Origin of the sequence: Roseofilum sp. Guam, assembly GCF_017746735.1 — a bacterium.
Taxonomy (GTDB): domain Bacteria; phylum Cyanobacteriota; class Cyanobacteriia; order Cyanobacteriales; family Desertifilaceae; genus Roseofilum; species Roseofilum reptotaenium.
Map to the genome: position 1 here is coordinate 1 of NZ_JAGHZN010000004.1, position 21,289 is coordinate 21,289.

The 21,289-nt window shown below is 43.0% G+C and carries 15 protein-coding genes and 1 riboswitch; of the genes, 8 read left to right on the forward strand and 7 right to left on the reverse strand.

All coding sequences use genetic code 11. The annotated features are described in order from the left end of the window. Positions 1 to 103 precede the first annotated feature (103 nt). The gene (locus J7529_RS01740) at positions 104 to 685 is read right to left on the reverse strand and encodes a pentapeptide repeat-containing protein (RefSeq protein WP_318727563.1); all 582 of its coding nucleotides are present in this window, start codon (positions 683 to 685) and stop codon (positions 104 to 106) included. A 147-nt stretch (positions 686 to 832) separates the two neighbouring features. Between J7529_RS01740 and J7529_RS01745 the strand changes: the two genes are divergently transcribed. Continuing rightward, entirely contained in the window at positions 833 to 1,756 is a 924-nt protein-coding gene (locus tag J7529_RS01745) for a tetratricopeptide repeat protein (protein ID WP_318727564.1), read from the forward strand. A gap of 281 nt (positions 1,757 to 2,037) precedes the next feature. On the opposite strand, the gene J7529_RS01750 is transcribed toward J7529_RS01745, so the two are convergent. Then, positions 2,038 to 2,484 (reverse strand): DUF29 domain-containing protein, encoded by a 447-nt coding sequence (locus tag J7529_RS01750; protein ID WP_318727565.1) that lies wholly within the window; start codon positions 2,482 to 2,484, stop codon positions 2,038 to 2,040. A 118-nt stretch (positions 2,485 to 2,602) separates the two neighbouring features. Here J7529_RS01750 and J7529_RS01755 point away from each other — a divergent pair, with 118 nt between their 5' ends. The 6 genes from J7529_RS01755 (at position 2,603) to J7529_RS01780 (ending at position 13,642) form a co-directional block, all read left to right on the forward strand. Beyond that, positions 2,603 to 5,578 (forward strand): hypothetical protein, encoded by a 2,976-nt coding sequence (locus tag J7529_RS01755; RefSeq protein ID WP_318727566.1) that lies wholly within the window; start codon positions 2,603 to 2,605, stop codon positions 5,576 to 5,578. A 234-nt stretch (positions 5,579 to 5,812) separates the two neighbouring features. Next, entirely contained in the window at positions 5,813 to 9,451 is a 3,639-nt protein-coding gene (locus J7529_RS01760; RefSeq protein WP_318727567.1) for a helicase-related protein, read from the forward strand. Positions 9,452 to 9,530: 79 nt separating this feature from the next. Beyond that, positions 9,531 to 9,653, forward strand: a riboswitch (guanidine-I (ykkC/yxkD leader). Between the two features lie 90 nt (positions 9,654 to 9,743). Continuing rightward, complete coding sequence (locus tag J7529_RS01765) at positions 9,744 to 10,916, forward strand: agmatinase family protein (RefSeq protein WP_318727568.1); 1,173 nt, start codon at positions 9,744 to 9,746, stop codon at positions 10,914 to 10,916. A 32-nt stretch (positions 10,917 to 10,948) separates the two neighbouring features. Further along, a complete protein-coding gene (hypA, locus tag J7529_RS01770) occupies positions 10,949 to 11,329 on the forward strand; it encodes a hydrogenase maturation nickel metallochaperone HypA (RefSeq protein ID WP_318727569.1) in 381 nt (126 codons plus the stop codon). Beyond that, positions 11,313 to 12,014 carry a hydrogenase nickel incorporation protein HypB gene (hypB, locus tag J7529_RS01775; protein ID WP_318727570.1) on the forward strand — a complete coding sequence of 234 codons (702 nt, stop codon included), beginning with the start codon at positions 11,313 to 11,315 and terminating at the stop codon, positions 12,012 to 12,014. Before hypA ends, hypB begins: the two co-directional genes overlap by 17 nt. Positions 12,015 to 12,115: 101 nt before the next feature. Then, on the forward strand, positions 12,116 to 13,642 hold the full coding sequence (locus J7529_RS01780; protein ID WP_318727571.1) for a sodium:solute symporter family protein: 1,527 nt from the start codon (positions 12,116 to 12,118) through the stop codon (positions 13,640 to 13,642). A gap of 454 nt (positions 13,643 to 14,096) precedes the next feature. Here the strand turns inward: J7529_RS01780 and J7529_RS01785 are convergent, their stop codons facing one another. After that, positions 14,097 to 14,561: a pentapeptide repeat-containing protein gene (locus J7529_RS01785; protein WP_318727572.1), complete on the reverse strand. Its 465-nt coding sequence runs from the start codon at positions 14,559 to 14,561 to the stop codon at positions 14,097 to 14,099. Positions 14,562 to 14,928: 367 nt separating this feature from the next. Between J7529_RS01785 and J7529_RS01790 the strand changes: the two genes are divergently transcribed. After that, the gene (locus tag J7529_RS01790; RefSeq protein ID WP_318727573.1) at positions 14,929 to 15,159 is read left to right on the forward strand and encodes a hypothetical protein; all 231 of its coding nucleotides are present in this window, start codon (positions 14,929 to 14,931) and stop codon (positions 15,157 to 15,159) included. 198 nt (positions 15,160 to 15,357) lie between these two features. Here J7529_RS01790 and J7529_RS01795 read toward each other — a convergent pair whose 3' ends face one another. From J7529_RS01795 to J7529_RS01810, 4 genes are all read right to left on the reverse strand, one after another. Continuing rightward, positions 15,358 to 15,489, reverse strand: a complete 132-nt coding sequence (locus tag J7529_RS01795) for a hypothetical protein (protein WP_318727574.1) — start codon at positions 15,487 to 15,489, stop codon at positions 15,358 to 15,360. A gap of 140 nt (positions 15,490 to 15,629) precedes the next feature. Continuing rightward, positions 15,630 to 18,875 carry an AAA-like domain-containing protein gene (locus J7529_RS01800; RefSeq protein ID WP_318727575.1) on the reverse strand — a complete coding sequence of 1,082 codons (3,246 nt, stop codon included), beginning with the start codon at positions 18,873 to 18,875 and terminating at the stop codon, positions 15,630 to 15,632. Between the two features lie 316 nt (positions 18,876 to 19,191). Continuing rightward, positions 19,192 to 20,448: an AAA-like domain-containing protein gene (locus tag J7529_RS01805; protein WP_318727576.1), complete on the reverse strand. Its 1,257-nt coding sequence runs from the start codon at positions 20,446 to 20,448 to the stop codon at positions 19,192 to 19,194. A 125-nt stretch (positions 20,449 to 20,573) separates the two neighbouring features. Beyond that, positions 20,574 to 21,278, reverse strand: a complete 705-nt coding sequence (locus tag J7529_RS01810) for a TVP38/TMEM64 family protein (protein ID WP_318727577.1) — start codon at positions 21,276 to 21,278, stop codon at positions 20,574 to 20,576. Between the last annotated feature and the right edge of the window lie 11 nt (positions 21,279 to 21,289).

The window sequence follows — 21,289 nt, forward strand, 5'->3', positions numbered from 1 at the left end:
GAGCAAAAGTCGGAAAGACCAAAGATTTTCGGGAGCGCAGTGCGGGGAAACTCGCACGCTGCGATCTCACTGAGAGGTGCGAGGGATTATACCCTCCATCGACTCAACCCATGTCCGGTTCTGAATGGGAGGGGGAGATGGTAACATCTATCTCGACCCCTAATACAGCGACTGTAACTGTAATACCTGCTGTAAATACTTCTGCGACCGTAATACCTTCCGCAACAGAAAATGCTACTAATGCTACTGTAGTAGCTACTGCAATAGATGCTGCAATTAGGCCAGCCAAAACCCCCTCGTAAAAAATCAGAAAAGTAAAAATAGCTGATATAAACAGTGGAATCCAATAAGCTATTATACCGAAGATAAAACGCTGAAAGTCACTTGACTTAAAAATTACAGTAATGAAATAAGCTGGCCACCAAGAGAGAAAGCTGGATAACAAAGATGTGGCTAAAGCAACAGCTAAAATCAGACCTATCCGGTACTCCTGTAGCCCTGCTTTTGCTCCACAGAATTGCACACCAGTTAAATTTGCTCCCGTAAAATCAGTACCACGAATATCAGCATGACTGAAGTCTACTCCCTCCAAGTTCTGACCCCTGAACGACTGGCCTCGCAGATTAGCTTCCTGAAAGTTGCGCTTTCCTGCTTGGTATTGTCGTAGAACCGTGCTTGCCTTCATCTACTTCTACCTATGACTGCACTTACCAGTAATATTAACTCCTACTATTGGCAGAGCGCTAGTTACCCATCCTCCAAGCTCGCTGAATGGCTTGAAAGTGTGCTATACCAGGAAAAATTGAGTTCTGGTTAGGGCACAGTTCCCTGAATGAGACGATTAATGATGATGGGTTTTGGTAATCGGTGGTGGGTTGGTTTTTGGTCTGCAACAGCGATCGCCACTTTATTCTCTAGTAGCGTAGCGCGATCGCTCGATCCTATCGAGTTGGCTCAGGTTGAGGTTAACTCTCAGGCAGTGGAGTATTTGAATCAAGGGTTGCAGTTGATTCAAATGGGAGAGGTGGAACGGGCGATCGCCGCGTTTCAAGAGTCAGCACGGTTAGGCCCCAATTTAGCTCCAGCTTCGTATAATTTAGGTCTAGCGCTGCGGCAAAGGGGGGATCTTCAAGGAGCGGCGAGTGCCTTCCACCAAGCCATTCAGATCGATCCGAATTTCGCGATCGCCTACGCGAATTTAGGGGCAGCACTTTTGGAAGGGCGTAATTTACAACAGGCTCAGGACTATTTGCAAATGTCAGTCCAGCTCGATCCAAAGTTGGGAGTGGGGCATTACAATCTGGGATTGGTACAAAAGTTACAGGGAAATAGGACGGCGGCGATCGCCTCATTTAAGCAAGCTATGGTGTTTTCTCCCACTGCTCCAGAACCCTATTATTATTCAGGTTTGATTTATCAAGAACAAGGGCAATTAACCCCAGCGATGGAGAGGTTCCGTCAGGCAGTGGACAAAAATCCAGAATATGCCCAAGCCTATTATGCGATCGGCTCCATTTTATTACAACAAGGGCAACTGGATGAAGCGCTGAATGCCTTCCGAAAAGCTGCCGAAGCGAATCCTAATTATGGGAATGCCTATTATGGCGCTGGATTAGTGTTTATAGAACAACAAGATTATCAAGAAGCACAACGGGTGTTAGCGTTTGCACAGAAACTCTATGAGACAGAAGGCAATCAACAGTGGGCGATGATGGCGGCTCAATTATTACAACAGGCGCGGCAATTAGAACGGTGATTCCCCAACCCTAAGACACCCGGTTTCCTAATTCCAATATCTTCGCCATTTTCTCGTAGTGGATTGTTTCATCTAAAATAGGGTTTTGTTTGTAGTAAGCACTTTAGTGCTTAAAAGCCTAGCTAGAGAGGGCTAAAGCCCTCACTACGAACGAAATCTAATGCACAAAATTAGCTGAAACAATCCAGTAGGGTGCGTTTCCGCAAGCGGACATGAAAAGCGACAGCGCAGGGCACCGTAAAATTGACACGCATTAAGTGCAAACTTAAAGAGAAATGGTATCAGAAATTATGCAATAATTCGGGAAAGTGGGCATCGCAGACTTGTTCAAAACTATAGATACAATCTTCGGGTAAATCTGGATAATCTAAAGGGGTTTCGCGCACGACTAAATCTAATCCCGACTGATAACCAGAGAGCATCGCTTCTTCGAGATAGGGTTTCAGACTGGGATTTTCTTTCATCAGGCGCACAATTTCCCGGCGCTGTTCTCGAATGGTTGATTTCCAGCTTTTACTGCGTCTTTCGGGCTGAAATTGCCACTTTAAGAAATGTCCCAATAATACGCCTAAACGATTTCTGAGTTCTTGACGCTGCTGTTTGCCCAAGGATTGCAGTTCCTCAACTAGATTGGTAATATCTAACTGTTTGAATTCACCGGTTTTTAAGAGGTGAGATTGCTGCATCAGCCAACCATAAAAATCGGTTTCATAAAGATGGGTTTCCATTCTGTTCATCTAACCTTTAAGCCGGTAATATTATAGCAGACATTTTTGAAGTAGTAATACGGGCTTGTAAAGGTTACGGGGCGATTATATAATTAAACGAAAGGTAGCTTTGATGACGATGGTTAGTTCCTTTCGACAAGCGGATGATAGTCTGCCCAGGGTAGATTATGGGGAGATGCTCGATCGCATTGTAGAGGCGATCGCCAATCAGCCCGGTTTATTTCGCGTTTCCGATGATTCTGAGCGGTTATTGGTTAATGTAGAGGCGATCGCCCATCGGATAGCCCAGCAAAATCTTGACGATCCGATCCTCGGTTCAGATCGGGGGATTCGCGCTGCTACCCTCAATTCTAGCCCCTCCTGCGCTGCCCAATTTCCAGATAAAATCCGCAACATTAGACAAGCACTCCTGGAGCAACTGCAATCTAGTTTAAGGGCAAAAAACCTAGAAACCAGCGCCTTTCTATCTAGTTTAGTTCAGGATTTCTCCACTTTTCAGAATTCACAACCCAGTTTAGATTTAAGCTATCCCTTTACAGCTTATACTGGATTACAAAAAGAACGCTTACAAATTCAATCCCCTGGCTCGATTAAATTTCACAAATTAACCATCACCGTCGATCGCACGGATACCCTCAATCGTAATTTACCCGAAGAATTGAGGCGCTACATCCAGGAACATCTCGATACTGAAACAGATGAACAACAAGCCGATCTAGAGGATGTTCTAACCGATCTGATACAAGATGAACATAAGGATTCTGATATTAACCTGATCAAACGGTTGATGGATACGGAAGTTTTGGGACAACTGAAAAAAGAAGCAAAAATTCAGTATTTAGAATATTTAGAGCAAAATATTAATGCCGACAGACATCCAGAGGTTGTTTATCTCCAGGATTTAATTCGTCGATTAAAAGCATTGAATGATTATATTGCCGATCCGCAGCGATCGGATGCTGACTATGAAGTTACCTATCAAGGAACACCCGTCAATTTTCGCCAACTTTTTTCCCGTGCAGAAGCCTTTGATATTTTGCCTGTTATCCCCATCATTGAAGGCTATTTAGGAGAAACAACAGATCCAAGACGTAACAGAAGACAATTTATCTTTGGACTGAAGCTAAAATTAAATGGCCCTGTGCAAAATCAGGGGAGCGCAAGTGCTTTTGATTATTATTGTAGTTTACTGGATCTAGATCGAGAAGAAAATCAGGCTGTAGCTCGAAGTCCATATGGTCTGCAAAAGATTCTGAAAGTCGCTTTTTTATATTTCTTTGTTTTTGCCTCCGATTGCGATCCAGAGGCAGAAGGCTATAATCATAATAATGAATTACACTACGATCCAGTCAGTCGCTTTGAAGCGAAAATTTTACCGACACTGCAAGGAGATAACGATGAGGCTAAAGTCAGTCTGTTAAGAGGAATTCGCAGAGGACTAGACAAATTCAAAGCTAGAGAAAAAGTTAACCGCTTGGTGAAATTAGTCAAGCATACTTTAACACGGGAAATGGTTATACCTCCCAGCGAACATTGTATTCATGTGGGGGTGAGGAAAACGTTATTAGAAACAGATGTTGATACAATTTTTGGGCGACAAACTCTATTTCGGGAAGCTCTGAAAGGAAATCCGAAGCAGTGTCTTCAGTATTTGTCGGTGGGAGAAGCGACGGTAAATCCGGAGATTTTATGCCAATTACCGGTTAGCATCAAGATTGAAGATATCCGCTATGCAGAAACGAGCGATCGCCAAACTTTTGCGATGAGCTATAAACTGGATCATCTCCAGAGCTTTCCGGTGCTGTTAATGCCTAAACAATGTCGTGCTTCTAGAGCATATAGCACGTTGAAAAATCGGAAGCTTGTCTTATGCGAGATGGATACAGAAGCGAATCAAAACTTAAATAATCAACAAGCATTTCTGTATCGCTTTACGTTTAGTCTACTCTTCTATATCGTAGTTCAACAGTTAGCCTGTTATCTCCCCAACCGCAAAAACCTATTTATTCCTATTGTCCGCTTTCATTTAACCAATAAGAATAATTCATCTCCATTGGAAGAGTTCATACTGAATTTGTCGGTTACCGTCTCCCATTTGCTGAATGAAGAGGAAATACTGGCCAATTTCCAAGGTTTTGATATTACGAGCAACAATATCCATAAAACAAGAAATGGTCTCAGTTCTCTGTATTCCCGACTCCCTAAAGTTTTCTCATTTGATCAACTGGAGGAAACGCCACAATTAGAAAAATTAGCGATTATTGTGGTGTCCAGTCGGGAATCTGATGCCCATTATCAAACGGATAAAGATCGGCATCTGTCTAATTTAATGGGCGAAGTGGTGAGCGTTACTCGTCGGGAAGATGCTCGGATAGAGATTAATTGCTTAAGCACATTTTCGGATTCTTATCCCCGGTCAAAAATTTTTAATACTCCTTTGGTTCTCCGGGATGAAATCGTGGAACTCTATCAGCGAGGATATCGGCATTTTGTTTATATTGCCAAAGCTCCGTATACAAGTAGCTTAAATATTACCGCAGAAGAGGATCGACTGTTTTTTATGTCGCGATCGCTGATTCGTTGCCTTGTAGAGAATAACCCGGATATTAAAATTTATCCCATGTTTTTCGATAAGTATTATGTGCGCTCTTCTATGAGTCTCAAACCCAAATCGTTGTATGTGCAAGACATCCGCGAGTTAACCCAGTTAGTGGACGATCCGAGTCAGCAATCAGTGGTATTTTTTAATTTGTTTAATGGACTCAAAGTGGGCAAAAAGGATGAGCGGTTTTATAATGGAGTAATTTCCTATGCTACTCTCTTAAATACTTATAAGGGAATTTTGGATAATGAAGTAATTTATCAAGGATTGCTCCATGAGGGAGACTTGAAACATGATATTTTACAGTATTTGACGCTGTTTCATTTTTCTCGCTATGAAGCAATGAGCAAAATCAGCTTAAAGCTCGATCCCTATCAAAATATTATTGGCGATTATTCGGTGGGTAAGCTGTCTTTGTTTAAGCATATGAATGGGAAGTCTGATTTTAATTCTTTGGCGTTTCTGACGGAAGTGAAAAAGGCTTTGGTTTGATATAGCGCTTTCCGCTTTGCGGACATGAATGCGTGGTAATGGGTAAAAGGTGCGTTACGCTGTCGCTAACACACCCTACTGGATTGTTTCAGCTAAAATGATGCATTAGATTTCGTTCGTAGTGAGGGATTTATCCCTCTCCAGCTAGGCTTTTAAGCACTCTTCGTGCTTACACCAATTTGAAATGAAACGATCCACTACTGGAAGTGATGTAAATTAAGGAGAAATTGAGCGATGAAAATAGAAGATCAAGGACGACCTTTTGAAATGGGGTTTAATATTGGGATTCTCAATTATCTTCAGCAAAACCAATTAGCATCGCAATGGGTTGAGTATTATCGTAAAGAGCTAGAAAATGTAAACTTAAACGCAATTAATAAAAAGCTGATTGAAAATGCGAGTTCCATTAGTTGTAGCGATCGCCAGATCATTGAAACCTGGAGTAACCTTTTACTCCTGAAGGGGTTTCTGGGGGGATATAACTTTTTTGCCGAATATCTGCAAGGGACGAGATGGCACAACCTTGAGCGTCGTTTAGAGGTGCTTTATTATCAATGTGCTTTTGCGGGTGACAATAGTATCAAGACGTATCAGAAGAGTCAAGAGCAGGTTTCCCAAGAGTGGTTATCTCGGTTAGAAGGACTTGATAGAGCGCAGTTAAAGACCTATATTAATCGCTATAGTGATACAGGAGAGTTTTTAAAAGCGGATACTCTGTTATTGCTCCGTCATTCCCAACGAGACTATCGCATTTTGGTGGTGGATCAATCCGTATTTGCGGTTCAGTCGGAAAAAGATCTGACTGATATCCAAAATTTTATTGGACTGATTAAAAGCAAACTCATTAAAGAAATCAATTATTTGCGCTCGAAAAGTGTGTTTTCTAAGCTGAGAATTGATACGGGAGACAGTCCAGATTTAGAGTTTTTCTTTTCTCCGGGTTTGAAGGATTATTTTACGGCGTTTAAGTCGAAGGATAAGGAGAGCGCGAAGCTAATTCAAGCGGGAGGATATGCTTATAGTTTTTATCAGTTTGCACAAAAAACGGGGATTATTCCTCAAGGTGCAAAGGTGATTTTGAGCGCGATAGGATATAGCGATCGCGGAATGAACACCATGACGATCCATTTCCAAAACCTCTCTTTGTTTGAAACCTGTTATCAAATTTACAAGCATGAGTCCAGTGGAAAAGAGATGATCGTAGTGCGAAAACAGGTGTTTAATCAGATCAAGCGTCAGATGGGTGCAAGTTTCGATCGCGGTAAGGAGTTTGTGCAGAAGTTGATCGATATTCCCCCAGATCGAACCACGGTGGTTACCCATCAGGAGCAAATTCAGGGGTTTCTCACCTCGGTTGCACCCCTTCCCGATGATATTGCACAAGAGCATAATCTTGATTCTAGCCTGGATTTACGCAATGGCCATGCTGAGTTAATTCGGCGATCGCTGCTTTCCGAGAGTTTGTATCTTTTTTTAACGGGGAATCCGGGAATCGGCAAAACAACGGCGATCGCCAATTTCCTCAAACAGCATCAAGACGACGGGTTTCTCTTTTTCTATGTCAGTCCCCGCAAACAGGTTAACCTGGATATTCTGGAAAAATTCAAGGATGATAAGGGAAATTGGTGCAGCGAAAACCTAGTTTGCTTAAACACCAATTCCCAGATTATTGCCGAACAGGGTGGTGATTATAGCGTACAATATCGTTCCGATCTATGGCAAGGAAATTTTAGGCAACAATCTGTTAATTTTCTCGATGGAAGTCAAGAGCAAAAAAAACATAAAAATAGCGATTCTCGTCTCCAGCGCAAAACCGAAGATTTAATCGTTGAAGCACCTCAAAATACTGCCGGAGTCATTCGCAGCATGTGTGAAGCCATCCATACCCTTGTCGATCGCCAAAGCACGAATAAAATAGTTGCTTCCATCTCCATTCAAGCCTTGAAAAAGACAGCCAATGGTAGTGATACCCTCAAGCATTTTGGCGAGATTTTCAAAGGAGCCTACAATAGTCGCACTCAAGCCGTTATCTCAGAAAAAATGCAAGCCATTTCTAAGCGGTTTAAACATCTATTTATTATGATTGACGAAATCACTGGAGATGATAGCGGCGTAGAATTCTTAAATCGCATCACTCACATTCTTCAAGATTATGGGTTAACCAGCAGCAAACATGGATTTAATCCTAAAATTATTATCGCCGATGCTTCCATTGTCGATCCGGATGTGATTAGTCAACATTTACAGGTTACCACGGCTGAACCCGATAAAATCTTTTTCCGCAAAGCCAAGAGAAAGGCTTCACCCTTGACGCTTGATTTGTTTAAATTCAAACGCCATCCAGCAACGCTAATCAATACCAACTCTTATCCTGCCAGAGATCTGAACATTACCTATAATGTTATCATTCATTCGACTCAATTTCAAGAGCGCGATCGCTTAAAACGAGAAGATGATGATTTAGACAAGAAATTGCGAGAACAAATTTTAGCTGATATTGAGCGAATCACTCAAGAACAGGCAGAAAAAGACGATCAAATTTTAGTCTATATCCAAAACAAGCAACGCTTAAAAAACCTAATTGAAGCGCTGGAACGTCGTTGGCAAACATTTGAGAAAAACCAAGACTATCTCGAAATTCATGCCAGTCTTTCCGAGAGCGAAAAGCAAGCCATCCATCACTATCAAAACGAAGTCAAGATCATTTTCATGACTTCTTCCGGCAGTCGAGGATTATCCTTTCCCAAGGTTAAGCATATTTTAGTGGATATTCCGCGCTTCCAAGTGGAAAAAAATCTGATGGAAATCATTCAAACGATCTATCGCGGACGGGGTGATGCGGATCGGGATAATCAATCCAAATCTTTACACTTTTATCTTGCAGAACGCGCCGTTTATTTTGAGGATCAGCCCCAGCTTTCTCTTCAGGAGAAAATTCTCAGCATCTTTAATATTTTGCTGCTGCTCAAAGCCTCGATTATGACGCGGATTCTGGGAGCGGGTAAAATTGGCAGACAAGAGTATTTGATTATTCCCATTGGCGGCAAGTCAGTATCTGCGGCTGGACAAACCCTCAGTTCTCAACTGGCTAATTTGCTTAGGGAACTGAAACTAGAAACTAGAAATCGTCACAGCGATCAAAAACTAAAACAAACTTATGAGCATTTAAAAACCTTACTCAGTCAAGCGGATTTTACTGTTCCTAAATCGGAACACTCCTCCTATATTTCGGAAGAGTTTACCCATCATTTCTTAGGGTTTGTTCGACCCAATCTGAGTAAATTAATTGATTTTCCACCGCTAGAAATGGGCTATCTTCAGGGAAGTTTGCTCATGGTTCCCCTTGGCGCTAAAGTCGTTTCGGAAACTTATACTTTATTTCTGGATTTAATTCTAGATCGGAGAACCGATGAACTGTGGCAGAATTTAAAGTATATTAGTAGCCCGAAAAGTGACTACAATGAAAACTTGAAATTTGCCACTCGCAGCGCGATTGATTTAATTGATGAAATTCGCGAAACTCAGCATAAATCCCAACGCTACGAGCAGCAAAGTCAACGACTGGATCGCTATTATGCGCTGCCATTATTAACATTTGTCGCTAGAGAGCAGATGAAAAGGTATCTCGCAGAAGGCGATAATGCTCCGTTTCTAGATATGACATTTCGCTACATTCTCGAATGCTATGTGCGATCGCTCTATCGAGTCGATAATATTCTCCCGATTGGCGATCGCTACCAGGATTTTCCCTTCGTAATCTTTAGTAGCTACAGTTTAGCGGAAATTCGCCAGCAACGCTTCGGCGATCGCTATCTGCTTAATTCCCATGAATTGAACATCCTCAATTTGGTTCTCTCTCAAGACAAAAAATAAAAATCAAGACTCAATTTAGTAACCCTCAATACAGTTTATTGCCTCAAAACTGGTTATAAAACAAGTCAAGTCATACAAGAATAACCGCTTCTAGGGTTCCGATTGAGGTTTACCGTACTTCAGTGACTGGTCCAAGAGAAGCAAGCTAAAGTCTGTTATGGATCAGACTTTAGCTCCACGGCGGGATAAAAGCCCGGGAGATTTTGGCGTTGGGAAAGAGTACGTCAAACTCCTGGGCTTTCTTCTTGTTGGACGTATTCAGAACATACTTAAAAATATAGAGCCACCCATAATGAGCGAACAACTTCCATTTCAACCTCCTGATTTAGAAGCTCAGAAAGCTTTAGAAAAAGAGAGAAATTTACCCCTAAGCGGTTGGCAGCAGGAAGTCGATCGCGGATTAGAATATGGTTTAGAAGCTGCTCAAAGTATCCGCGATCGCACCATTCCCACCTTTTCCCGTGGAGAACTCCCCCACTACGCCGGGATTAACACCTTTCTCAAAGCACCCTACTTAGAAGACGTGCGGAACGTCAGCAACTACGATATCGCCATTATCGGCGTTCCCCACGACTCCGGAACCACCTACCGTCCCGGTACTCGATTTGGTCCCCAAGGTATCCGTCGCATCAGTGCCCTTTACACCCCCTATAACTTTGAACTGGGTATTGACTTACGCGAACAAATCACCCTTTGCGATGTCGGTGATATTTTTACCATTCCCGCTAACAACGAAAAATCCTTCGATCAAATCTCAAAAGGCATTGCCCATGTCTTTCATTCCGGTGCATTTCCCATCGTTTTAGGCGGCGATCATTCCATTGGATTTCCCACCGTGCGCGGTATTTGTCGCCACTTAGGTGATAAAAAAGTCGGCATAATTCACTTCGATCGCCATGTGGATACCCAAGAAACCGACTTAGACGAACGGATGCATACCTGCCCTTGGTTTCATGCCACCAACATCAAAAATGCCCCCGCTAAAAACCTCGTTCAACTTGGAATTGGAGGCTGGCAAGTTCCCCGTCAAGGAGTCAAAGTTTGTCGCGAGAGAGCGACCAATATCCTAACGGTAACCGACATTACAGACATGGGATTAGATGCTGCCGCAGACTTTGCCATACAGCGAGCTACCGATGGCACAGATTGTGTTTGGATTAGCTTCGATATTGATTGTATCGATGCGGGTTTTGTCCCCGGAACCGGTTGGCCAGAACCTGGCGGACTCCTACCCAGGGAAGCACTCTACTTACTGAAAAAAATTGTCCAAAATACTCCCGTTTGTGGGTTAGAAGTCGTGGAAGTTTCCCCTCCCTATGACATTAGCGATATCACGGCTTTAATGGCCACTCGCGTCATTTGCGATACCATGGCTCATTTAGTGATTTCCGGGCAACTTCCTCGCCAAGAAAAACCTAGCTATATTCATCCAGAAGCCCAACCGGAACAAGTTGAATGGACCTAACCCGAGGATATCACTAGAGGCAGGTAAACAACGTGCATGAAACTGATATGACCAAAGCCTTAATCCTCACGTTGCGAGACTGGTGGAATGACCAAGAAGAATCGCCCAAAATAGAAACGGTTCACCTAATCGTTGGTCAATTTACCTGTGTCGAACCTGCCAGCTTGCAATTCGCCTTTGAAGTGCAAACTCAAAACACGTTTTTAGAAGGAGCCAAACTGGCTATTCAAGAAAAACCCTTAATCGCCTTTTGCCATTCCTGTCAAATCGAATATCGACCGCAAATTGGCCAGCACTATGCCTGTCCAACCTGCAATTCTCCCATGGAAGAGATTCGCTCTGGACGAGAACTCAAAATCGATCGCATTGAATATAGCCCATTAACCCCAACCAGCCATGCACCAAACCTTTGATGCTGCCTTAGAAATTAACTTACTCCATGCCAACCAAGCGGGAGCAGACCATAATCGTGCCCATTTTGACGAATGGGGGATGACTTGTCTGAACCTGATGAGTAGTCCTGGTGCAGGAAAAACGGTTCTTCTAGAGAAAACCTTAGAAGCCTTGCATTCTGACCTCAACATGGTCGTCATTGAAGGAGATATGACCACCGAACTCGATGCCGAGCGTCTGCGTCAATATGGCGTGCCCGTCATTGCGATTAATACCGGGCGTTCCTGTCATCTGGATTCCAAGATGGTCTCTGGAGGCATTCACCAGTTAGCCAACCAATACACCCCTTCCGACTTTGATTTAGTTCTGGTGGAAAACGTGGGCAATCTGGTGTGTCCCGCAGAATTTGAGGTGGGCGAACATGCCAAAGTTGCCCTCTTAAGCATTACTGAGGGAGAAGATAAACCCCTCAAATATCCAATTATGTTTCAAGAAGCGGATTGTCTCTTGGTCACCAAAATGGATCTCGCTCCCTATCTAGAGATTGACCTAGAGCGACTTGAAGCAAACGTGCGGCAAATCAATCCTCACGTTACCCTCATTCCCCTATCGGCAAAAACCGGTGAGGGATTAGACGCTTGGTTTACTTGGGTTCGCGCTCAAGTAACCCCAGCGTCGGCTCAACCGCTGGCGATGCCCGTTTAGGTTGAATCAAAAAAAGCTACTCCAATGTTCTGCCAAAACCTGGAGTAGCTCTAAACCACAAAAACAGTCCATCGGTCTAAGTAGACCGGGAGAAAATAATTATGACAGAAAAGATTTTGTTCTGGGGGATTTTGCTCTTCCTCTTTGGAACCCTAGGCATTGGTGTCTGGGCTTCTAAGCAGATTAAGGGAGATAGCGTCAACTATTTGGTGGCTGGACGGGGGTTGGTTCTTCCCCTAGCGGCTGCCACCTTGATGGCTCAGTCGGTGGATTCTAATGCAACTTTGGGCAATACGGATTTAGCGGCTGAATTTGGATTTTGGGCGGGTGCGTCGTTACCGATTGGTTTAGCGTTGTGCTTGTTTCTGACGGCGCTGTTTTTCGCTAAACCGATGAACCGTATGGGATTGATTACGCTACCCGATTTCTATCGTATCAAGTACGATCGCACTACAGAATGGGTGGCATCAGTGATTATGGTGCTGAGTTTCTCCTTTCTACTGGCGGGTAATCTGGTGGCTGGGGGCTATTTGTTCCAAGCGTTCATGGGGACAAATTATACGTCCGGAGCGATGTTTATTGCCATGATTGTCCTGATCTACACGGCTAGTGGGGGATTGTTTGCCGTTGCTTATACCGATGCGATTCAAGTGGCGATCGCCTTAGTCGGTATGATTGCTCTAGTGGGTTTTATTGGCTTTAACTTTGGCTTTACCATTCCTGATGGTATGGGCCCCATGCACTTGGAGCAATTAACCAATCCTGGAGCAGGGGCAGCGATTAACTGGGCAACCCTCTTAGCCTTGGGTTTGGGCGATATTGTCGCCATTGACTTTATGGCTCGTGTCTTTGCCTCCGATAGTCCAGAAACCGCCCAAAAAGCCTGTTTTATTGGCTCTGCGGGAACCATCCTGATTGGCGTGCCGTTCTCAATGGTGGCGTTATCTGCACCGTCTATTTTAGAACAAGCCAATATTACCCCAGAGGGGCCCCTGCTCTATGCCTTGCTGCAAGGCGTTGTTCCTCCCCTCGTGGGACTTTTGGTGATTGCAGCGATTCTTTCTGCTTCTTTATCGACAGCAGATGGGGCAATTTTAGGCACGTCTTCGGTGATTGCCCATAATATTATCGGTATTCGCCATGACGAACACAATGCTGGCGGCGATCGTTTATTATTAATTACCCGATTAATGGCCGTTGTAATTACCGCCATGGGCTTATTCTTTGCCTTGCGTATTCCTCAAACGGGGATTCTCTTACTCTTAGCCTTTGATATTGGCTTTGCTGGATTATTAATCCCCCTAGCCGGAGGACTCTATTGGCCGGGGGCAACAAAACAAGGAGCCTTAGCCTGTATTATTTTGGGAACACTAACTCGTATTGTCATGTTTGTTCTCATGCCTACGACATTTGGCTTGGACAATACTTTACTCTATATTCCCAATGGTTTATTTACACCCGATTTTGATGGCTTTCCTACTTTAATTAGTCCTTTTGTTGGATTAGCGGCCTTTATTATCGGATCAAATTTAACTAGAGGGAAAGGTAATACAGCTAATGTCCTAGAAGAGCACGACGCTCATATAGCGCTGCACGCTAGGGAATGGGGAACAGGGAATAGGGAATAGGTTTCACTTCGTTCAACCCAACCTACGGGAAAATGGCGAAGGTATTGCGCTTTAACAAGGGGCTTAAAAGCCCCTTGTTAAAGCGCAACATGATACAGGAATAATATTAGGCCACTTTCTATTGCCTATTGCCTATTGCCCAATTCCTAAGATGAATAAACCGGGTGAATGTGCCAAATATCTCTGGCGTATTCGGCGATCGCGCGATCGCTAGAAAACTTACCGATCCTCTTTTAAGACTTCTACCTGACTTTCCTGACTGCCAGAATCTACGTTCATCACATCATTATCTTGGGAAAAAAATTGGCTTGACATAATCTAATTTCAATCACAATTACATAACTTTGAAGTGTAGATGCCAGAAGATACCCTAATTATGCTGTACTTAACTCACTGTCCTGGATCGCCGCAACAAGAGGCTTGAAAGCCCCTTGTCTTGTCCCAATCTTTTTTCTTAAGGATGTTTTCCCCCATCTGGCATAACGGCTTTACTCAAGTCTGTTTTTTCTAACTTTGCTGTGTCGAATTGGGCATTCGTTAAGTTAGCCCGACATAAACTCGCCAGACTCAAATCAGTATAGCTTAAATTAGCATCGGTTAAATCCGCACCACTTAAATCTGCACTACTTAAATCTGCACCACTTAAATCTGCGCCTCGAAGATCTGCACCAATTAAATCTGCTTCACTGAGATTAATTCCACTCAAATTAGCACAATACAAATTGGCTCGAATTAACCGAGCGCGAAACAAATCAGCACCTAATAGATTAATCCGAAACAGATTCGCAGCAAATAGATCGGCTCGCAATAAGCGAATTCCGGGTAAATTAGCACTACTCAATTCAGCTCGGAACAGGTCAACGTCCTTAAAATAGCGTTCCCCTGCGGCATAACGGTCTAGAAATTCATTAACATCCATAGAGACGTTCAGGTTTAAACATGAACACACTCTCTATTCTCCCAACTGAAGGGGGCAAACGTCACCTATGTAGGGGGGGGTTCGTAACAATTTGTTATATCAATTAACAATTAACAATTAACAATTACCTATTACAGCGCTTCGCGCGGTAATACCATTTCTCTATGAAGATGCGCTTAACAAGGGGCTTAAGCCCCTTGCCTCCCAACGATCGATTAATGGCAGGCTTAAAGAGAAATGGTATAACAATTTTATATTAGGCATAAATCAGATAAAAGTATCGCTCCATTTGCCTCGTATCCAGTCAGTTCTCAAGAAGGGGTTTGAGATGCTGAAAGGGTAGGAAATTCTAGCGAGGATACAGAAAATGAAATCCCGATCCCGACAGATTGAAACCTCCCCGAAAGCATACCCCATCATCCAGTCTATGGAAACCCTGGAAACAGTCATGAGCATAGACCCCAAACGGCAAATCGTACAAGCCATCAATCCCGTCTCTTCAGGATTAAATTCAGAACTTTCCTTCGTTTTACACATGGAATTTGTCATTCTCTTATGCTTGCACCTCTTGGTGTTAGTGCAGCTCAAACAGCGCTAATCTCTCCCACCAATGTAAGGTGGGCAGTGCCCACCTTACCAATTTATATCAAATCCGAATAATCAATGAAAATATGTCATTGCGTTTACGCAGTATGCGCGAAGCACGAACGGAACGCAGTGGAGTGAAGCAATCGCCGAGACTAGCAAGATAGTCGAGATTGCTTCATTACGCTTCGCTCCATTCGCAATGACTGAATTAGGGTTGATTAAGCGGACATAATATCATTTCTATCTCCTTCATCATTACACAGAGCGATCGGCTCGCGATCGCCCGTTCAATCAAACCATCTAAATCCTGTTGTGCTTGCTGAGTCGTCATTGCATCCATTGCCTTATCTCCTTGTCCCTTGTTTTATGAGTCGCTGTGGGTATCCAATTGATTATAGCCGATGCAAGGGGCGTTAGAAACCGGGTTTGTGCCAGAAACCCGGTTTCTAGATCCTCTCAAAGTGATGTCATATCTTACCCTTACCGCCAATCACCGATTAAAACATAGTTAGCCCAATTCATATTGTTAGTATAACTAAATTCTGGATCTTTGATAAAATGGACTTGAGCGCGACGCAGTGCCTCAGCTTTGGAAACATTGGGTTTAGTCCATTCTTGATAAAACTTAGCCATGAAATCAGGAATAGAATTATGAGGTGGAACGAATGAAGTATCTCCCTTAAGAGTAAGGATAGTGCGAATGTTATATTTTTTTAACTGATTAGTAGATTTAGTAGATTGAGCATTAATCACCAATGATATAAAATGCTCAAGAACCAGTAAATCAATACCTTGATCTTGTCCTTGATTGTCTGAAGAAACTAATTTCCCAAAGTCTTCATAAGAGATATTTTCATCCCAAGTTTGGATAACATTATCTATTTCTATAGACAAAGGGCTTATGGTAGCCAAATGTACAACTGGAAAATAAGAATTCTCCAGAGCTTTTTTAAAAGCAGTATTTGTGAATTTTTCATTGAGTAAAACAGAACTGGGTATGATAGAGCTAACTTTTTCTATTTCCTGTTCAGTTGTAGGTGATTCAAGCAATAAAATATTGTCAGTTTTGTAGTCTTTAGAAAATCCAGCCACTAATGCCCTTAACGGTCTTTGAGGTTGGCGTTCGGCTTCTATCATCTCTAATGCAGGGGTAAAAGCAACTGCATATTTCTCTACTAAATACTGCTCTCCATCGTGAAGATTAAATACAGAAAGGTTTTCTAGCATGTTATTCACGGCTTGAGTAGAGATAAATACCAAAGTTTTGATATTGCTTGAGTTTAAATAAATCTCTGATGGTTTGAATATTAAATCATTATATTTTTGACTTGTCTTCAAATAATAATCAATAAGATTTCTGGATTCTCCAATCGTTATATCTCCGTATTCTCCAATCGTTATATCTCCGTATGATTCAATAATAATATCACCTCGATCGCCGAATACTTTCAAACTTCTCAAAGATCTAAAAATATCTCTTGAGTAGTTTTCCATATCTATAGTTCTCTTAATTGAGTAGTGATAGAGTGGTTCACTGGGTAAGTGAAGTATAAATTCAACACGATCTTCAAATAAAATTGGATAAAAAACGGCAGCATGTGGATCAATTTCCTCAATTTTTACTAGATTAGGATTTAAAGGAAACATCTGACTGAAGTCGTGAAGTTTTATTAACTGAAGTGACTCAACTACTTGCCGCGCTTTCTCTAAGTTCGCTTGACTTACTTCTTCAACATCAAAAATAGACTCTAGAACTCCCTGATACACATTTTCAACAGTTTCTGGAAACGAAACTTGTACAGCCGGATTAATTCCTGTCAAATCAGGATCTAACTTTTGCAAAATATCAAAGGCTTGCTGATTAACTGAAAAATCGACCGATTCATCCCCTTGTGCAACCAGCAGACGGGATTTAATATTCAATGCTTGTGCCCGCAGGATAGAATAGTTCAGATTCTGTTTATCTTCTACTTGATTCAAAAAATCTAAACTTTCTGAAACCGCATCCATTGCCTTATCCAACTGTTCTAATTGTTGGTAAGCAGTGGCAATATGACTCAACAACATTGCTTGTTTCAAGTCATAATCCTTAATTTCAAACGATAATGCTGCTTGTTTCCAAGCTTGTTCCGCTTCAGAGTGTTTATTCTCCCGACGTAGCTCTCCACCTAATTCAGATAACCGGGAGACATTTTGCACTTGTTCCTCTGCTTTTTGCCGTTGTATCTGTGCTTGTCTTGCCTCACGATTCGCTTTAATCACCCGATTTCCCGCAACTTGCACCGAAAAGGTTGCCCCCAAAATTGCCATCACCATCACCACCGCACCGATACGAATTCGCCGTTTCGCCTTGCGATTTGCTTGCGTTAATACCCGGTTTCTCTGCTCTGCGGCTTCCGAGTCTTTGCGCTCGCGCTCTAACTCCGCTTCCAGTTTCTCTTGGGCAATTTGCACCTCAATTTCTTTCTTCTCACTCGCGGCTAAAAACTCTTGGTCTCGATAGCTTAAATTCTTACCTGCTGCCCAACATTTGGCATCCTGCAACGCCTTACCGCGCAACAATCTTGACTCATCCGCACCTGCCGATTTTACCCAATCGCGAAAGGCTTCCGCATAGGGACGCAACGCCTCTAATTGTTCCTCAATCCAGGCTTTATTAAACACTTCAAAATAAATGTGATTCGCGACTTTCAGCCTTACCGAAGTTCCAGTTCTTTGCTTGACCACTAACCCCGATAACTGTAACTTTCCTTCTTCAAAACTATTATTGGCTACCACTTGCCCTTGCTGGCGGATTTGCTGATATAATTCCAACAAATACGCCGCCCGTTGCTCGTTACTGAGAATGCGGTTGCGGATGGTTTTCAAATGCTCTGGATCGTCCGATGCTTCCCAATTTTCGATAATCCGAGTTCTGACTAAGTTTTCCATCCACTCCCCCTCACGTCCTGTGGGAAGATTGGGGGCTAATTCACACACCCATTGACAGAGTTTTTGAGTTAAAAATGGTTGTCCTCCCGTCCAGTTTAATATTTCCTCGATCGCAGTTTCTGGATGGCTCACCCGTCCTTTTAATCCTTCCACCAAGGGCGGCACTTCATGGAGTTGAAATCCCTGCAACTCCACCGCTCGACCAATATTAAACGGGGTACGGTTTTTGTCTTCAATTAAATCGCCAGGGGTGGCAACTCCCAAGAGGACAAACGAGAGACGCTTATAGGCATTATCATCCGCCCGTTTATTGTAACAGGAGCGAATCAGGGCAAAGAAATCATCCTTAAATCCAAGTTGCAAAACGCTATCAATTTCATCAATGAAGATCGCCACCGGTTGAGTGATTTGGCGAAAAATAAGCTCTTCTAGAAACTCGCCAAAAAACTGAACGGCAGGAATATCTCGGCGTTCGTTGAACCAAGAACGTAAGGAAAAAGTTTCCTCTAATCCCAATCGACTGACGAGAGTTTTAACTAATCCCCCATACCATTTTTCTGGAGTCACTTGTTGCGAACCCAATTCGGTAATATCGATGGACGCGCACACCACCCCATTGTCTTGCAACCGTTGCATGGTTCGCACTCTCAGGGAAGATTTTCCCATTTGTCGCGCATTTAGGACATAGCAAAATTCGCCGTTTTGTATTTGCTGATAGAGTTCTTCATCAGCAGCGCGAGTGACATAAGTTTTGGAATTGAGCGGTAAAGTTCCGCCGATATAATAGGTTCCCATGATATTTTTTAGTTTAGCGTAGGGCTGGCATTACCCACCCTACTGGATTGTTTCATCTAAAATGGTGCATTAGATTTGGTTTGTAGTGAGGGATAAATCCCTCTCCGGCTAGGCTTTGAAGCACTAAAGTGCTTACTACGAACAAAGCCCCATTTTAGGTGGGTCAGCCCACTACTGGACTGTTTCAGCTAAAATGGTGCATTAGATTTGGTTTGTAGTGAGGGATTGATCCCTCTCCAGCTAGGCTTTGAAGCACTAAAGTGCTTACTACGAACAAAGCCCTATTTTTGGTGGGCAATGCCCTACGCGAGGGCGATTAGGGCAAAAAATCCCGAAAGTAGTCTCGATATAATCGACAACTGGGGAAGACATTATTCCCCTGTCGTTTTACTAATCCTAAACTGTACAACTTGTAAGCATCCATGGAGTCCAAACGCACGGGAGTATCCGATTCAATCACTGTCGATAACGCCTTCACTAAATCAGGATGCTGTTGCACAATATTCCAGAGATGACGCAGGTGATTGACATAAATTCCGGCTTCCGTGGGTGCTTCTTTTAAGAGCAGTTCCAAGGAATCCGGGTCAGTGCGATAATGGGAAAATGCTTGCTCAATCAGATAAGGATGACCTCCTACCATTTCCATCAGTTGCTCTACAGAAGATTGACTCCAATTCTGTTGATGCTGTTGGGCAAATTCTTGCACCTGGGAAAGGGTAAATTCTGATAATTCAATGGGCACGCCGACATTAAAGGGAGATTCGTTAATGTTTAGGGGAATATAGACTTCCGTGGAATGGACAACAACCAAACGCAACTGCTGCCAAACCGATTCCACTTTTCCCCGCTCGTGCCAGGCTCGAAGTAAGCCTAAAAATTCCGAGGCAACTTGAGGATAGGGAAAAATTCGGTCTACTTCATCTAAGCATAAGATAACGGGAGATTTGGCTTTGGGAAGTAGATAGTTCTGCACATAGTCGGTGGTATCGACTTTGGAGGTGGAAAACTCTTCATCCCAGTAATTTTTCAACTGATTGGGAATGCCTAAACTGTGCCCGAAACTGATACCAAACCATTTGAGAAAGGCATCAATATGGCTGAAGTCGGTTTCATGGGCTAGGTGAAAGTTGAGATAGGCAAACCGATAACCTTCCTGAGTCAGTTGCGCTAAAGTTCTCGCCATGAGTGCAGTTTTTCCCATCAGACGGGGGGATTTTATCCTCAATAATGCACCGGGATGGATGAGGGCACTGTGGCAAGATGATTCAATGGGAGGACGTTGGATATAAATGAGCGAGGGGTTTTGGAGCAGGGGAGCGATCGCCGGGCTATCCTCTGGCCGATCTGTGGTATCCTCGAAAATGGCGATCGCCTCCACATCCTGCTCCAGTCGTTCGCTAATCTCCTGGAAATTCACATTATCCACCGCTTTCCCATTCAGATAGTTACTCACCGTCGCCAGAGATAGCTGCAACTCATCTGCCAAATCTTTCTGACGGGGATAACCTTGGCGTTTCACGGCTGCTTTAACCTGGGAAATAAATTGGGGGGCAACTTTTAGCGATCGCGACATGATAGAGTACTGATGACCTGATTTCACTATAGCCGCTTTCTATACCTACTCCCCGAACTCAGGTATAACTCAGTTATACAAAAATTTTAGGGGCGCAAAATTTTGCGCCCCTATTAGATTGATATTTATAGCGTTTCTTCTAGAGTTTTCTGAGCTAATTTTGAGCCATACATAATTAAGCTTAAGGTTGCTAAAGTCCCGATCGCATAAATTGTACCTTGAACTATCTGTCCTCTGATCCCTAAATCCAGACTGGAATTCCCTAATTGGGTAATATCCCCGATTAAAGAACCAATATAAGTATAACCAACAATACCCGGAATCATACCGATCGATCCCAAAACATAATCTTGAAGAGAAACTTGCATCACTCCAAAGGTATAATTGAGTAAATTAAAGGGAAAAATAGGAGATAAGCGAGTTAATAATACAATCTTAAATCCAGATTTAACAACTGCCCGATCGAGGGCAAGAAATTTGGGATATTGGGAGAGTTTGCGGATTGCCCAATCCCTCGAAACATACCGTCCTAATAGAAATGCCAAAGTTGCCCCTAATGTGGAAGCAATAAATACATAAATCGATCCCCAGAATACGCCATAGATTGCACCACCACCCAGGGTTAAAATCACAGCGGGAATTAATAGTACGGTGGCAAGATTATACAAGAGAATATAAGCGATAATACCCTGTTGAGAATATTGAATCGAGATCAGTAGGGTTTTGAGCAAGTCCTGCATATTTTTCCCTTGCAGAACGATAATCATGAAGGCAACACTAGATGCAATTAAGATTAACGCGATCGCTCGTTGACCTAGACCCCTGTTCATCTGATTAACTC

Coding starts and splice junctions, on each gene's coding strand:
- J7529_RS01740 (WP_318727563.1), bottom strand. CDS start 685: ATGAAGGCAAGCACGGTTCTACGACAATACCAAGCAGGAAAGCGCAAC.
- J7529_RS01745 (WP_318727564.1), top strand. CDS start 833: ATGAGACGATTAATGATGATGGGTTTTGGTAATCGGTGGTGGGTTGGT.
- J7529_RS01750 (WP_318727565.1), bottom strand. CDS start 2,484: ATGGAAACCCATCTTTATGAAACCGATTTTTATGGTTGGCTGATGCAG.
- J7529_RS01755 (WP_318727566.1), top strand. CDS start 2,603: ATGGTTAGTTCCTTTCGACAAGCGGATGATAGTCTGCCCAGGGTAGAT.
- J7529_RS01760 (WP_318727567.1), top strand. CDS start 5,813: ATGAAAATAGAAGATCAAGGACGACCTTTTGAAATGGGGTTTAATATT.
- J7529_RS01765 (WP_318727568.1), top strand. CDS start 9,744: ATGAGCGAACAACTTCCATTTCAACCTCCTGATTTAGAAGCTCAGAAA.
- hypB (WP_318727570.1), top strand. CDS start 11,313: ATGCACCAAACCTTTGATGCTGCCTTAGAAATTAACTTACTCCATGCC.
- J7529_RS01780 (WP_318727571.1), top strand. CDS start 12,116: ATGACAGAAAAGATTTTGTTCTGGGGGATTTTGCTCTTCCTCTTTGGA.
- J7529_RS01785 (WP_318727572.1), bottom strand. CDS start 14,561: ATGGATGTTAATGAATTTCTAGACCGTTATGCCGCAGGGGAACGCTAT.
- J7529_RS01790 (WP_318727573.1), top strand. CDS start 14,929: ATGAAATCCCGATCCCGACAGATTGAAACCTCCCCGAAAGCATACCCC.
- J7529_RS01795 (WP_318727574.1), bottom strand. CDS start 15,489: ATGGATGCAATGACGACTCAGCAAGCACAACAGGATTTAGATGGTTTG.
- J7529_RS01800 (WP_318727575.1), bottom strand. CDS start 18,875: ATGGGAACCTATTATATCGGCGGAACTTTACCGCTCAATTCCAAAACT.
- J7529_RS01805 (WP_318727576.1), bottom strand. CDS start 20,448: ATGTCGCGATCGCTAAAAGTTGCCCCCCAATTTATTTCCCAGGTTAAA.
- J7529_RS01810 (WP_318727577.1), bottom strand. CDS start 21,278: ATGAACAGGGGTCTAGGTCAACGAGCGATCGCGTTAATCTTAATTGCA.